This window comes from Treponema primitia (assembly GCF_046533075.1).
Lineage (GTDB): Bacteria > Spirochaetota > Spirochaetia > Treponematales > Breznakiellaceae > Termitinema > Termitinema primitia_B.
In genome coordinates this window covers 23,426-37,486 of record NZ_JAJQRB010000086.1, presented here as the reverse complement: position 1 = coordinate 37,486, position 14,061 = coordinate 23,426, and the positions used below count along the sequence as shown (strand labels likewise).

Below are 14,061 nucleotides of genomic sequence, written 5' to 3'. Positions count from 1 at the left end.
GGATAACGCGTCCTGTTCCCGCCGGTATTTCCCCGCCGTCAGGCAGGGGCGTATAGGCACGGACCGTTATGGTCCATTCCCCGGGGCTGACGGAAAGGCTTACGCTCGTGGTCCCCGCGGGAGGTCTCTCCTGATAGGATTCACCGCCGGGTCCTGAAAAATCAAACTCATAGCGGAACGAAGCCGCCGCCTCCGGGGAAACGGACCGCGCCGTATTTCCGGTGAGTATCGTTAAATTGCCCTCTAAGGGTTTAACCGGCGCCAGAAAAAAATCACAGCCGTAGAGCAGCATTACTGCGGCGCTTACGAGTATGATTACTGGTATCCCTGACTTTTTCATCCCTGTCTCCCCTTAATTCCAGTCTGTTTTCACGGTCGAATCCGCCATTACCGGTACGGTTGGTACAATGGGCGCTGCGGGCGCCGCGTCTGTCCCCGCAAGTACGGGCAGGACAATAGCTTCCCGCACCGTTTCCTCGGTAGTGGCCGTTCTTCCGGTTTCGCCGTTGTTCACCACCGCATGGCCCGCGCCTACGTACACGCCGGTACCGTCGCCGCCGCTTACATGAACCCGCCCTTCATCAACACTAAGGCGCTGCCCGTCAAACTCAAAACTCGTTCCCCGCACCGAAGCGGTTACCGAAGGACTCCGTACCGTAAAATCAATCCTTCCTCCCGATGGCGGGGTAACATCCGCCCTGATCCGTCCTGTTTGCAGGTACAGATCTACCCGTTCGGTGTCCGCCGCTTCCTGTATTTGTTCCAAGCTAAGCCGGGTTAAGGGCTGTACCGTTATTACCGAATTTCCCAGGCCAATCAAAGCCGTGCTTTTGAACCCCGTGGAGATGATCGTTGTTATGGCTATCCGCTGCCCCTCGGCGGCGGTGGTCCATGCGGCGGCCCCGGGAATCTTTACTTCTACCGTTCCGTTTATCTCTTTAATAAACGCATCCTGGGCGGACAAACTCACCGCACCGCATATAATCAATAGAAACGCCAAACACTTTTTCATACCCTGCCTCCAAAATATTCACCAAAAGAAATAAGACTTTTTATAACGATACTATTATTCCCGCCTGTACCTTCCACCGTACAGGGGCATCCGTTTTAAACGCCCCTCCCCATCGCGGAAAGAACGCTCCGCCCCCGGCGGTAAACTGAATGGTCGAATCTAAGGCCCATCCAACTGAGCCGTACATTTCGCCGCCTAAAAGATAGGAAGACGATAGCAGATCTATATCCGTATCCCGGTACGTTACCGTATCGGTTCTGATAAAATAGGAAGCCTGCGCCGAGGCGGATACCTTTTCATGGAGACGGGCCGTATAGGCGGCCTTGAGCGACAGAAGTGCTGAGATCCGGGGGGTAAATATTTCCCCCTGGCTAATGCCGCTTACCGGCAGAAAGGCAGCGATAACATCATTCACCGCCCCGCTCGTCCAGCGCAGGCGCAGTTCCGCTATGTCAGACAGACTCCCCGGCGGCTCCCAATTCACCCCCGCCTGGGCGGCGAAACTGGTCCGCATATCCGCCCCCTCCACTTCCATTAGCCCCACGGAAGCGGCCAGGTTCAGTGCAAGGGGCTCTACCGGTCTGTAAATATACCGGCCCACAAGGTACTGGCTATGGAGGGCGTTCGGCTCGTTATTCAGATCAAACTGGGCCAGCCCTTGTACTGCCAGGGAAGTCCGGCTGGTCAAATCGGGGAATTCCCCGGTTACCGCCGCCAGGAGACGCCGGGATGCAAAGTAAGTACCCATATCGCCATAATCCAGGACCTTGCCGTAATTGGCGAGATCCGTGACGTTCATGATAATTTTCTCGCTTTCCTTGTACAAAAGCCCGGTGTAAAACACTCCCGCCTGAAGCCGGGCCTTTCCCGCAGAAACGGACCCGTTCACCCCGTCAAAGAGTCCCGCAGCGATCAGTGCTGCCGGATCGGCAAAGCGCTGCCGCCCTATGCTGACAAACACCGCAGGAAGGGGCCGCCAATTAAGTTCCGTTCTTTCAAGCTCCGCCAGGGAGGGCGTTTTTACTGCGCTATCTTCGTATTCAAAATACACGCGGCCCGAAAGATAGTACGAAAGTCCCGGCCGCAATACCCCGGAAACCCAGGGACTCGCCGTCCCGGTAAACGAAAAATTCCCGCTGCTGTCCGTACTCTGCCCGTCAAAACCGTATTCCGGCGCGGCGTTCAGGACAAGGCCGAAATCCGCTGCAAAACAGCAGGGGACGGCAAAGAGTAATATATAGAAAATAAACAAGCTCAAAGGTAATTTCTTATTCAACTTCAAATGCCTCGTTATAACCAAGAACATCCTCGGTCCCGACACGTATACCCTCCGGTTGCCCGACCCGTAAGCCCTCCGGTTGCCCGGCGTCTAAGTCTTCTGCCTGCCCGGCGCCTAAGTCTTCTGTCTGCCCAATGTCTTCCTGCGGCGTATCTTCCTGCGGCGATTCGACAAGGCCGCCCAAACGCCGCTGCCTCGCTGCCCTTTCCAAAACCGCTTCTTCGCCTGAAGTACGCAGCACGTTCCCTAATACCTGAAAAAACTCCCGTCCCGTTACCCGTCCGGCGGGATCATTGGGCGGGGGAATAAGCCGCCGGTAGACCAGTTCCCGGTACGCATACCGGGGGCCCGGAAAGAGCCGGTAGAAAACACTGCCCTTCAGTTTAAAGGCCCGCATAATAAGATAGGAAAGCTCCCCCATGCTGATAGGGCTATCCGCCTTGTTGTTCCGCAGCCACTTATCCGACCGGGCTTGGGTGAAGGCCGCCGCAATACCGGCGTCCGGGGGAATCAGTTCCGCGGCGGTCAGCACAAAATAAGCCGCCTGGGCCGCACTCAGTTCCCGGCTTTCCAGCGCGTCGTCCATAAGAGCGGCGGTTTGGGCATGGGAAAAGGCTACTGAAGTAAAGGCGAGAAGGATGAGACAAAAAACCCCCGCCAGAGGCCGGCAGTTTAGCCCTGGGGAGGGAGGGGATACTAATTCAGTATAATAAAAATAATTACGCATATTCACGAACCGGACATCCTTCCCATAAAAGTAATACTAGCTACTATATCTCACTTTTTTAAAAAAATCCATATTATTATGTATTACTTACAAAAGTTCTGGGAATTCTAGGAATAGCTATGCTGCACTCGGACTAAGCTTATTTACAGGGTGTCCGGAGAATCCAGCGCGGCCGGGAGACGCATATATGTTTCCAGGTAGCCCATGCGGCGTTTTTTTACATTGATATCCAGCAGCGCGTAGCCGGCGTTTTCTTCCAGACGGAAACCCCGGATGGATACGGGATCTTGCTCAGAAAGCCCGGCCGCATCGGCGATGGAACCACGGACTACTTTTTTCACCAGGTATGATGCGGTAAGTCCCCGGTTCATCGAAGGAGCGAGGATGAGGCCGAAGAGGGGCGCGACCAGGCGTTCCCGGCTGTCTTTTTTTGCAGCCTCCGCCAGGGGGACATCCGGCCGAGGGACAGTCATAAGGACCCGGCGGACACCGTCGGAGCCGGTCAGGGCCACCAGTTCTCCGGGCCGCCTGGAAAAGAGCTGGTCCTGCAGGGCGGGGATTAGGGCGCCCTGGGGAACATCAACCTCTTCATCATTGATACTGGTGATTAGGAGCCCCTCGGGAATCTGGTGTTCCGCGGCGGGGGTAAAGGGGGCTACGTAGATGATCTCCGCCCCCTTGGTTGTTTCACTAATGGTGAGTCCCAGCCAGGGCCGCTGGGCTTTACCGCCGGCTATCATCGCAGGCAGGGCTGCGGCCAGCCGTTCGGCGGGAACGGCGAAGTTTAGGCCGTCGAACTGTTCTACCCCGGCAAAGACGATGCCCACCAGGCGGCCCTCCATGTCCACCACGGGACCGCCGGAATTGCCGTGGTTTACCGCCGCGTCGATCTGTATCACATCACCGATTTGGAGGAGCCGCCGTCCCAGGGCGGAAACAATGCCCCGGGTTACGGTTTTTTCCAGCCCCGCGGGGGAACCGATGGCGTAAACCGTATCTCCCACCTGGGGAATGACCCAGTCCACCAGGGAAAAGACGTACTCCGGTTTTATTTCCGCTTTGATCAGCGCCAGATCCATGGCCTTGTCCCAGCCTATAACCTTGGCGGGGATCCGGGGGCTGGAGGAATCCCCCAGGCGTATATACATCCGCGAATATCCCTCATAGGTGGGGTCCACCTCGCTGGCGATAACGTGGTAATTGGTGATCATCAGTCCCGAGGAGTCTACAAAGAAGGCGGAGCCCAGGACCCAGTCCGCGGAACCTGCGCCCCGCTGAATCCGGAAGCCCCGGTTTACCAGAACCGTAACCACCCCTTTGATCATATCTCCGGCGCTATCCTGGCCCAGGGCGAATTGACGCAGCTCCTCCGGCGCGGTTCCCCCCTGGTTCTCAATGATGGAAAGGAAAAAGGCCGCCGCCCGGCGTTGTTTTACCGCAACCGCCCGCTCCAGAAAGATCAGGGCGTCCGGTATTTCCAGGGGTTTTAGATCGTGGGACCGGACTGCGCTCAGGAAGGCCGGCAGGTCGTTTCCGGCGGAGAGACGATCCTTAGCATCCGCCAGGAGCAGGTCCGGTTCTATACCGGTGCTCTCTACGGAAATCTTCTGGGTGGTTAGGGAGCGGGCCAGGGATGTGGCATCCTCCCAGCGTTTTTCACGTATCGCCAAGGCCTGGGCATCCTTGAGGTTTTGTATGGCCTGATTTTCCAGGGACAGGATCTCCGCTTCCATGGCATTGCCATAGACACGGCGGTACATGCCGATAAGATGGAGGGTCCGGACCGGTTCCTTCGAGACATACTGCTGGATATCATTAAGCCGCAGTTCCCCGGTGGATCGTATCGGGGTGAGCCGCATTTCCGCCTGGGCTGCGGAGACGCAGGTAAGCAGCAAAAAACCGGCGCCGGCGAAAAGCAGGGAAGTAAGAACAATTTTTCTAACCTTGCATAAAATCATTCCTGTCAATTCCTTACGCCGGTTTCAGAATATTCCCTGATACCGTCCTTATCCATATCCCAGGATCGGATAACCAAATCATCCAAATAAGTCTCCCCGTATTCATAGATACCGTCACCGTCCCAGTCGCTTTCGGATGAAGCCCAGGTCTCCAAGTCACGATTGTAACGCCGGATCGTTTCCAGCCTGCCGTCCAGGTCCATGTCGATCCGCTGGATGATGGGCTGTCCCAGGAGATATTCCGTCTCAGCTACGAGCCGGTTCCGCAGATACTCCCGGCTTAGACGGGGAATACCCGCGTTCATTTCTATTCGTTCAATGCTTCCGGGAATCTCTCTGCCGGGTTGTTCTATGGTGAGGGCAAAAGAAATCAGGGTACGCCGGGATATACGGGGAATAAACTCCCGCTCCGGGTAGAGCAGGGCGCTCCCCAGGAGATCCCGGAACTGCAGGGGGTTGAAGAAGAATTCTCCGGGCCGGGGAATATATTTGACTTCTCCCAATTCCGCTGAAAGTACTGCGGGGTATTGTTCCCACTCCAAAAACACCCTGGACCGGTCTTTGCCGGAATCCTCGATGGCCAGTTCAGCCCGGGCGGGAAGGCCGGCGGTGAAAAAAACATCCAATTCCGGCAGCAGATCCTGGTCTGCATCGTAGAAATAGCTCAGGAGGCTTCCGTTCCGGTAAGCGGTCCGGGATTCGATGTAACCGTCCCGGTCAATGTCTTCGGTAATAAACCCCGAAAAGGCGGAAAGGTTACGGGCGAAATCCCGGCGGTCTTCGACGGTGCGGAGCAGGCCCCAGACCGTTTCCAGCAGGTCCTTATCCAGCAGCGGTTCCTGAAAAAGTTCCGCCAGAGCCTGGGTTTCGTCAATGATTCCAAGGTTCAGCGCTGCGGGAAGAGCCGCGATATCGGCCTCCCCGGAAGCCCGGTAGGCTGCCACGAGTCTGCGGGCTTCTTCGGTATCCCGTATAAAGGGAACCGCTAAAAAAGCCAGTTCGGGGTCTTCTTCCAATAAAAGAGGCAGCCGCCGCAGACAGATCGCGATAAGCTCCCGTTCGCCGGCGCCGGGTATCCTATTAGCGGCATATTTGAAAAAGATTCTCACCGGCATGGCGGAACGGGGATACCGGTCCAGGGCTTCCTTGATGGTTTGGATAAACCCCCGGCTGTCGTTCAGCCCCTGGTAGGCCAGGGCGCGGAGGCATATTTCCCGGGCGCTCTCTCCGGCCAGCCGCAGCACATCCAGGGCCGCCTCGAAGGAGCGGATGGCGATGAGGGTTTTCGCTTCCAGGAGCCGGGCTTCGGCGGGGGAATAGGAATTCCACTGGTTAAAAGCAAATGCGCTGCGAAGGGCTTCTAAAACCGCGCGTCGTGGCCGGTGTTCATGGTTTCGGACAAAGGCTAAAAGGTAGGAAAGGTCCGAAGAAACTTCGGCGTAATCAGCCGCCCGTTCCAGAGCCTCTTCGGCAAAACTCCAGCGGCCATCGTCAATGGCAGCCTGTGCCCACTGGGCGTATCGTTCTGCCACAGCGGCATCCCCGGTTTTTTGAACGTCCTCCCAGTCCTGGGCCGGTAGCGCGGTAAGAGCAGCCGCCATAAGCCAGACCGGCAAGAGCATACTGCGGGACATCAGGCCTCTGCAAGACCGGCGCCCAAGGAGGAACCGGAATCCCGAGGTGGAAGCCCGAGGATTGAACGCACCTCATCGTCGATGAGGGTTTCCTGGATAATAAGCGCTTCGGCCAGCTTTTCCAGCTCTACCTTACGGGTATGCAGGATGGATTCGGCCAGATTTTTTGCACTATCCAGGATTTTTTTTACCGCTCCATCAATAAGCCGGGCGGTATCTTCGGAATATTCCTTGTGACGGGCTATTTCCTTGCCGATAAAGATGGGCTCATCCTCCTGACCATAGGTTACGGGACCCATTTCATCCGCCATACCCCATTCGCAGACCATACGCCGGGCCATTTCTGTGGCCTGCTGCAGATCCTGCTTTGTTCCGGTGGTGGTTTCATCGTAGAAGAGCTTCTCCGCCACCCAGCCGCCGTAGCAAATCACAATCCGGTCTTCGATCCAGCCCTTGGTACGGCTATAACTATCTTCCAGCGGAAGGGACATGGCCATTCCCAGGGCCCTGCCGTGGGGAACTATGGTTACCTTATGGAGGGGATCGGCGTTTTTGAGGAAGTAATGGAGCAGGGCGTGGCCGGCTTCGTGGAAGGCCGTCATGCGACGTTCCTTTTCGGAGATTACCAGGGTCTTCCGGGCTACCCCCATGAGCACCTTATCCCGGGCTTCCTCGAAGTCGGGCATCTCCACGGTGGGCTTATCCTGCCGGGCGGCAAAGAGGGCCGCCTCGTTGACCAGGTTGGCGATCTCCGCGCCGCTCATCCCCGGGGTCGCCCGGGCAATACGGCTCAGATCCACCTCTTTTGACAGGGGTATTTTATCCGAGTGAATTTTGAGGATAGCTTCCCGCTCCTTGATATCCGGCATGGCCACCATCACCTGCCGGTCAAAGCGGCCGGGCCGGAGCAGCGCCGGGTCAAGAACATCCGGCCTGTTGGTGGCCGCTAAAATGATAACCCCATCCTTGGAGTCGAAACCGTCCATTTCAACCAAAAGCTGGTTCAGGGTCTGTTCCCGTTCGTCGTGACCCCCGCCGTAACCGGCGCCCCGGGTACGTCCTACGGCGTCCAGTTCATCGATAAAAATAATACAGGGGGCGCTTTTCCGGCCCTGATCAAAAAGATCCCGAACCCGGCTGGCGCCGACCCCTACAAACATTTCGACAAAATCGGAACCCGACATGTGGAAGTAGGCCACCCCGGCTTCCCCGGCAACCGCCTTGGCCATCAGGGTCTTTCCGGTTCCGGGCATACCCACCAGGAGCACTCCCTTGGGTATTCTGGCCCCCATTTTAGTGAATTTCTGAGGGTCCTTCAGGAAGGAAACCACCTCCTGCAATTCGTACTTGGCATCCACCTGGCCCGCCACATCGGCGAAGGTGGTTTTTTTTCCCTCATCCTGGTAGCGCTTGGCCCGGCTCTTCCCGAACTGGAAAGCCTTGTTCCCCGAACCCTGCATATTCCGCATCATGAACCAGATAAAACCAAAACCGATAATCCAGGGGAGAAATTCCAGAAATATCCGCAGGGGGCTAACCTTGCTTGCCCCGCCGGAGACATTGATCCCCCGTTCCCGCAGGGTGGGCAGCAACGAAGGGTCCTGATAGGGGATGAGGGTCTTGAATTGTCTCAATGATCCGCTTGATTCCCTGATGGTTCCTTCTATTACGTTGGTATCCAGGATCTTTACGGCGCTTATCTCGTTCCGTTCCAGGTAGTTGGTAAAGGCGGAGTAGGAAATCTCCTGTACCGACGGGGCTTCGCTTCTAAAGAAATAGGCGATAAAAACACCCACGATGATGAGGAAAAAAAACAGAGCGAAACGATTAGGCTTGCCGCCTTGAACCGGCGGGCGCGGCGGCGGCATCTTGTTGTTTTTATCATCGGACATCAATATCCCCTTTAGTTATTCTATGGAAAAAAACAGGTGGTTTTCCCGAACCGCTTCTTTCCTGGTTAGTACAATCTCAAAACCATCCCGCCCCCGTCCGATAAACGCAGCAGGTCCGCCGGTATCCTCGGCGGTGATAAGGCCTGAGGCGGTACTGCCAATGGCCCGAACACTCTCCGCTCCCCGGCGTTTTCGGCTTCCCCGGACTATATAATCTTCAGGGTAATTTCGCCGCAGTACCAATGGAAGGGCTGCAAAAAACCCCGGCGGCGCGGGAAACTCCGTTGCAAGTAACGCCGTGTTTTCCCCTGAAAAAGCCCGGATAGTAAGCCCCTTTAGCTTATATATTCCCGGCTCTTTAATCAACAGTGAAAACCCGGTTTCGCCGGTCCGGGGCAAGCCCAGGCTAAGCTTTTCCGTATCCTTTTTAAGGATGGCGAATCCCAGATCCAGGGTATCGAAGGCCCCCTGGGCAAAAAGCCGGAGGTTTCTCCGTCTGGGCGGTTTTACCCGGCCTTTTTCCGCCATCCGGTCTAGGGCTGCGAAAAGGGCTTCCTCCCGAACTAGGGGAGGCTGGGCAAAGAAGCTGTTTGATGAAACAGACAAGCCCCGTTCTTCTTCTTTCCAGGGTATCCTGGCCGCAGATTCGGCCTCAAGGAAGTCCGCAGCCATGCGCTGGGTTTCCGCCAGATCCGGCAGGGTCTTCCTCCACCCGGGGAAAAATTCATCCAGACAGGGGATCAGTTTATGCCGAATACGGTTGCGCAGGTACTTTGGGTCAGTATTAGTGGAATCGGTTCTGTAGGGGATGCCCCGTTCTTCAAGGTAAGCGAGGATTTCGGCGCGGCTGCGGTCCAGGATAGGCCTGATTACGATACCCCGGGAACGCGGCATGGCTGCCAGACCCGCCGGACCGGAACCCCGGAGTATGCGCATCAACGCAGTCTCCAGCAGATCCTCCCGGGTATGGGCCACCAGGACCTTTGCCGCCCCCACCCGCCGGGCTTCGGCATTCCAGGCGGCATGACGGTACAGCCGGGCCGCAGCTTCTATGCCTATACCCCGCTTCTTAGCGGTTCTTTCTATCTTTCCCGGGGTTATGGAAACCACGGAGCAGGGGATACCAAACTCCGCGCAGAGGGCCTCCACCGCAGCGGCGTCCCCCCGGCTTTCGGGAGCTGGCCGGATACCATGCTCCACATGGAGACAGCGGAATTCAAACCGCCCCAGGGCAGCCAAAGCGGCAAGCATGGCGGTAGAATCCGCCCCCCCGGAAACTGCGGCGAGAAACACCGTATCTTCCGGCCAGCTTCCCAAACCCGCAGCAACCGAAGCTTCAAAGGCATGTCTGTCCAATATCTGTTAAGCCTTGGCTTCCTTAGCGTCCTTGGCAGGTTCCTTGGTATCCTTAACTTCCGCAGTTTCGGCAGCAGCCGTTTCTGTTTCAGCAGCGGCCTCAGTTTCCGCTTTGGCGAATTTCACCAGGGCGACTACCTGATCGGCGTTGGAAATAAGCCGTACCCCATCGCCCAGTTTAAGGTCCCGCACGTGGATGGACTGGTTCACCTTAAGTTCCGCAATATCCACATCGATCCGTTCCGGAAGATCCTTGGGCAGACATTCCACTTCAATCTCGTGGAGGGGCGATTCCAAAATGCCCCCTTCCCGGACTCCAACGGGATTCCCGTGGACGTGGACCGAAACTTTGGCCCGCAGGGAAACCCCGGCTTCGACCTCGTAGAAATCGACGTGCAGGATCTTCCCATCGGTGATATTCCGTTGGGTATCCTTTACAAAGGCCTGATGGGTCTGTCCATCGACATTGATGGTAACGATGGTACTTTCGGAAATTCCCTTGGCGCTATTGACAAATTCCAGAGCATCCAGGTCTATGGACAGGGCCTTACCGGTACGCCCGTACACTACCGCAGGAATACGGCCTGCCTGCCTGATCCGGCGGGCTCCCCCGGACCCCGATTCTGTCCGGTTTTTGGCGGCGAAAACAACTTGACTCATATATACTCCTATTATTCTTTATTACACTGAGATAAATTTTTTCCTGGGACGACAGGAGTCGCCTTTCGTTCACAAACATCCTGTTTGTTCACTCCAGGCCGGGGTTCAATCCTGTCGGCGCCATCCATGGCGCCTTTTCTTCCCACTTGGTCAGCGGATTGAACCCTTCGACTCCTGCCGGTTCCAAAAATAAATTTTTTCCTGGGACGACAGGAGTCGAACCTGTGCATGCCGGAGCCAAAACCCGGTGGCTTACCACTTGCCTACGTCCCAATAATACTTATATTTCTACAGTAGGATCGTCCTGAACATTACCAAAATCGTACCGGTCCAGGATTTTTTTCTGTAGTTCCGCCCGAAATTCCGGGTGGATAGGATGGGCAACATCCTTGTACTCTCCAACCCTGGTTTTCCGGCTCGGCATGGCGATAAACACACCGCTCTTACCTTCGATGATCTTTACATTGTGAACGACGAAACAGTCATCAAACGTAACCGTCACATAAGCCTTTAGTTTTCCCTCACCGGCTACCTTGCGGACCCTGATATCGGTAATCTCCATGGCGCTTCTCCTTTTTGGTCCAGGTTCATTACGACTATACCCTATATTAATACCCTATTAGGCAAACGCGCAAGGGGAAAGGTCAAGAGTGTGAAAACTCCGGGTCCTGATACGGACTTATCCGTCCGAAATGACTTTACTGCTTTTTCCGCTGCTCCTCCTTGGGTAAATATCCCAAAACAGGTCGATCCCGACCCGGTAAGACCACAAAAATCCGCCCCCTGATCCTGCAAGCGCCCTAAAATTGCTCTGTAAGCATCCTTGGCTGGGGAACTATCCGGGCAGTCTTCTGCCAGAAAGAGTTCCAGGAAATCATTCCCATAGGGCCAGCGGGAAGGGGAGCCTTTCAAGGCATCGACCAGGCTTTGCTCAGAAAGTTCAGCCTTCCCATGGAGCTTTCCTTCTATAGATACCGCTTCCCTGTGGGCGTCTAAAAGCCTAAAGGCCTTTGCGGTATTGCTGGGAAACCCAGGGTTCACCAATACTACCTCAAATTCCGGCGGCCCCTCAATGGGCCGTATATGTTCCCCCCGGCCGGTTACATAGGCTGCTCCGCCCAGCAGAAAGAAGGGCACATCGCTGCCCAGTTCCGCCGCCGCCTGCAGGAGCCCGGTTTTGTCGAAGGGCGTCCCCGCAAGCTCGTTCAGGGCCAACAAGGTTGAAGCGCCGTCCGAGGACCCGCCCCCCAAACCGGCGCCCAGGGGGATACGCTTTTCCAAACGTATCCGCAAAGGCCGGTCCAACCCGCTCCGTACCCTAAAAAGGTCCAGAGCTTTAAGGACGATATTCCCCTCCCGGGGAATTTCTTCACCCAATCGCGGGCGTTTATCCTCCACAAGGAATTCATCGGCCCCGCCGGCGTCTCCAAGCTCAAAATGGAGGGTATCGCCGTAGGCCAGGGCCAGAAAAATGCTCTCCAACTCATGGAACCCATCGGAACGCCGGCCTTTTACCCGTAGGTGCAGGTTTATCTTACAGGGAGCTTCAATGCTCAGGGCGGTCCGCATAGGGTAGGGGGAGTGTAGTTGAAAAACGGAGTTTTGTAAAGGGCAGCCTTATCGGCAAAGACGGACGGAGGGAGGGGCATCCCCGGCGCTCACACGCAGGTAGAGTCTGCCTATGGAGCCCCTTCGGGTCTCCTCCGGCAGGGAATTCCCTAATGTGTTCGGCCGGGGATGCCCCTCCCTCCGTCCGCCGGTGTCGGCTAAAGAGTGCGCCTAGGAACTACGCTAAACGTAGTTGGGTAAACTTGGACGCTTTTGCGTTACTATGGTGTGTTGTGGAAATGCCGGGGATGGCGATATACTGTATTGAGAGGTTATTTGAACGTGGATATGGAAGAAAAAATCGTTTTTAGGGCATCCGCTTTCAAACATAGCGTAGAGGAACTGGATATTCGTCATGCGTTTGAGCTGCGCCTCTATGATCACATCTTACCTAGTGAGGAAGATAAGAATCTCCTTATCGGGATTGACCGTAATGGGAATTTGCTTGAAATTCTTTATAATGTGATTGATGAGCAGACTATCAATGTTTTTCATGCGATGCCATGCCGCAAAGCGTATCGTGATTTTTTTGATCTGTAGGAGGGTATTATGGCAGAAATGACTGAAAAAGAAGCGGATGAGCTGGATACATACTATACCGAGAACACTATCATGCCGGATTTAAACAAACCGGGCTATTTTGCCCGCAAATACGGAATGTTGGTAAAACTAGACCCAAAAACTACCGGTAGTGTTGTTGCATGGGCAGAATCGGCGCACAAAACTCCTGCCCAAATCATCGGTGAACTGGTCCAGGAACGTATTGCTGCCAAGGCGGCTGGGTGAATAAAAAGGGTCCCACTATGGCGGATGCACTTTTGTGCTGCCTTATCGACACCGGCGGACGGAGGGAGGGGCATCCCCGGCGCTCACACGCAGGTAGAGTCTGCCTATGGAGCCCCTTCGGGTCTCCTCCGGCAGGGAATTCCCTATGTGTTCGGCCGGGGATGCCCCTCCCCCCGTCCGCCGGTGTCGGCTAAAGAGTGCGCCTAGGAACTACGCTAAACGCAGTTGGTAAATTTTGGTGTACCTTTGCGGTCCTTCCTCTTTTGTCCCCTGAACTTTGCTGTTGAATAGTGCGGCAAATAGCGCTATTATTATATCAGCGCTTTAAAGGAGGCAGTATGCCTACGATAAAACCAGTGTCGGATTTACGGAACTATACCGAGTGGAAAATCTCATTGCTTCTCCACCCTTTCCTTCCTCTTTTTCGCCTTTGTGCGCCTTTGCGGTTATTGAATCTTATAATAAATTTTTAAAAAATCACCCTGGAAATAAAAGCCTCGGTGTTCATTAATTCGTCTGTGAGGTCCGTGGTTATTCTTAATCAGCAGAACTACAGTTGCGCGGGGAACTTCGTTAGTATAGTTTTAGAAAATTGATACAAAAAAGCCTCCCCGAAATAGGGAGGCTTTTTACACTCATACCTTGGGCTTTGAAGCCGCGGGTTTCTTCGCAGCGGCCCGCTTCTTTGCCGGAGCCTTCTTCTTCGCCGGGGCTTTCTTCGCAGCAGCTTTTTTTGCTGTGGCTTTCTTAGCCGGTTTGGCGGCAGCTTTTGCCGGTTTGACGGAGGCCTTTACCTCAGCCTTCAGTTCTGTGGCATACGCCTTTTCCGCAGCAAGGATATCCTTGTTGATGGCGGCTTGTTTGCCGTACAGTTTTTTTAGATCTTCGAGAGCTTTGTCTGATTTTGCCATTGTATTCTCCTTTTTATAATTTTATCACACTCTGTAAGAGTTTGTCCATATCATTTGTCAAAAAATAAATTTATTTTTTCTGATGACATTTTTTTGATACAATTTGATCCAGGGCTGAATCGAACAGCCGACCTGCCGCTTAGGAGGCGGCCGCTCTATCCCCTGAGCTACTGGACCTCCCCTTATGTATACCCCGTATTGATGGTGTCTGTCAATGTTTTTGAAAATGATTTATAGT

The 14,061-nt window shown here is 55.0% G+C and carries 14 protein-coding genes and 2 tRNA genes; 2 read left to right on the top strand and 14 right to left on the bottom strand.

The window, feature by feature from the left end; translation table 11 throughout:
- The 12 genes from LQZ19_RS17915 to ispE form a co-directional block, all read right to left on the bottom strand.
- The coding region (locus tag LQZ19_RS17915) for a hypothetical protein (protein WP_411049060.1) at window positions 1-340 on the bottom strand (340 nt) is incomplete at its 3' end.
- 12 nt (window positions 341-352) lie between these two features.
- Entirely contained in the window at window positions 353-1,012 is a 660-nt protein-coding gene (locus LQZ19_RS17910) for a FecR family protein (RefSeq protein ID WP_411049059.1), read from the bottom strand.
- Window positions 1,013-1,052: 40 nt separating this feature from the next.
- Window positions 1,053-2,270 (bottom strand): hypothetical protein, encoded by a 1,218-nt coding sequence (locus tag LQZ19_RS17905; RefSeq protein WP_411049058.1) that lies wholly within the window; start codon window positions 2,268-2,270, stop codon window positions 1,053-1,055.
- A 10-nt stretch (window positions 2,271-2,280) separates the two neighbouring features.
- Window positions 2,281-3,018, bottom strand: coding sequence for a hypothetical protein (locus tag LQZ19_RS17900; RefSeq protein ID WP_411049057.1), 738 nt, complete (start codon window positions 3,016-3,018; stop codon window positions 2,281-2,283).
- Window positions 3,019-3,161: 143 nt separating this feature from the next.
- The gene (locus LQZ19_RS17895; RefSeq protein ID WP_411049056.1) at window positions 3,162-4,976 is read right to left on the bottom strand and encodes a S1C family serine protease; all 1,815 of its coding nucleotides are present in this window, start codon (window positions 4,974-4,976) and stop codon (window positions 3,162-3,164) included.
- A 5-nt stretch (window positions 4,977-4,981) separates the two neighbouring features.
- Window positions 4,982-6,610 carry a tetratricopeptide repeat protein gene (locus tag LQZ19_RS17890; protein WP_411049055.1) on the bottom strand — a complete coding sequence of 543 codons (1,629 nt, stop codon included), beginning with the start codon at window positions 6,608-6,610 and terminating at the stop codon, window positions 4,982-4,984.
- Window positions 6,610-8,502: an ATP-dependent zinc metalloprotease FtsH gene (gene ftsH / locus LQZ19_RS17885; protein ID WP_411049054.1), complete on the bottom strand. Its 1,893-nt coding sequence runs from the start codon at window positions 8,500-8,502 to the stop codon at window positions 6,610-6,612. The genes LQZ19_RS17890 and ftsH overlap by 1 nt, the downstream gene beginning before the upstream one ends.
- Before the next feature lie 15 nt (window positions 8,503-8,517).
- Window positions 8,518-9,858, bottom strand: coding sequence for a tRNA lysidine(34) synthetase TilS (gene tilS, locus LQZ19_RS17880; RefSeq protein WP_411049053.1), 1,341 nt, complete (start codon window positions 9,856-9,858; stop codon window positions 8,518-8,520).
- 6 nt (window positions 9,859-9,864) lie between these two features.
- On the bottom strand, window positions 9,865-10,518 hold the full coding sequence (locus LQZ19_RS17875) for a 50S ribosomal protein L25 (RefSeq protein WP_411049052.1): 654 nt from the start codon (window positions 10,516-10,518) through the stop codon (window positions 9,865-9,867).
- Between the two features lie 201 nt (window positions 10,519-10,719).
- A tRNA-Gln gene (locus tag LQZ19_RS17870) sits at window positions 10,720-10,791 on the bottom strand.
- A gap of 7 nt (window positions 10,792-10,798) precedes the next feature.
- On the bottom strand, window positions 10,799-11,080 hold the full coding sequence (gene spoVG / locus LQZ19_RS17865; RefSeq protein WP_010262273.1) for a septation regulator SpoVG: 282 nt from the start codon (window positions 11,078-11,080) through the stop codon (window positions 10,799-10,801).
- Between the two features lie 41 nt (window positions 11,081-11,121).
- Window positions 11,122-12,087, bottom strand: a complete 966-nt coding sequence (ispE, locus tag LQZ19_RS17860; RefSeq protein ID WP_411049051.1) for a 4-(cytidine 5'-diphospho)-2-C-methyl-D-erythritol kinase — start codon at window positions 12,085-12,087, stop codon at window positions 11,122-11,124.
- Between the two features lie 327 nt (window positions 12,088-12,414).
- Between ispE and LQZ19_RS17855 the strand changes: the two genes are divergently transcribed.
- Together LQZ19_RS17855 and LQZ19_RS17850 are read left to right on the top strand one after the other, a co-directional pair.
- Window positions 12,415-12,666, top strand: coding sequence for a hypothetical protein (locus LQZ19_RS17855; RefSeq protein WP_411049061.1), 252 nt, complete (start codon window positions 12,415-12,417; stop codon window positions 12,664-12,666).
- Between the two features lie 9 nt (window positions 12,667-12,675).
- Complete coding sequence (locus tag LQZ19_RS17850; RefSeq protein ID WP_411049050.1) at window positions 12,676-12,912, top strand: hypothetical protein; 237 nt, start codon at window positions 12,676-12,678, stop codon at window positions 12,910-12,912.
- 635 nt (window positions 12,913-13,547) lie between these two features.
- Here LQZ19_RS17850 and LQZ19_RS17845 read toward each other — a convergent pair.
- On the bottom strand, window positions 13,548-13,823 hold the full coding sequence (locus LQZ19_RS17845) for a hypothetical protein (protein ID WP_411049049.1): 276 nt from the start codon (window positions 13,821-13,823) through the stop codon (window positions 13,548-13,550).
- Between the two features lie 104 nt (window positions 13,824-13,927).
- A tRNA-Arg gene (locus LQZ19_RS17840) sits at window positions 13,928-14,000 on the bottom strand.
- Between the last annotated feature and the right edge of the window lie 61 nt (window positions 14,001-14,061).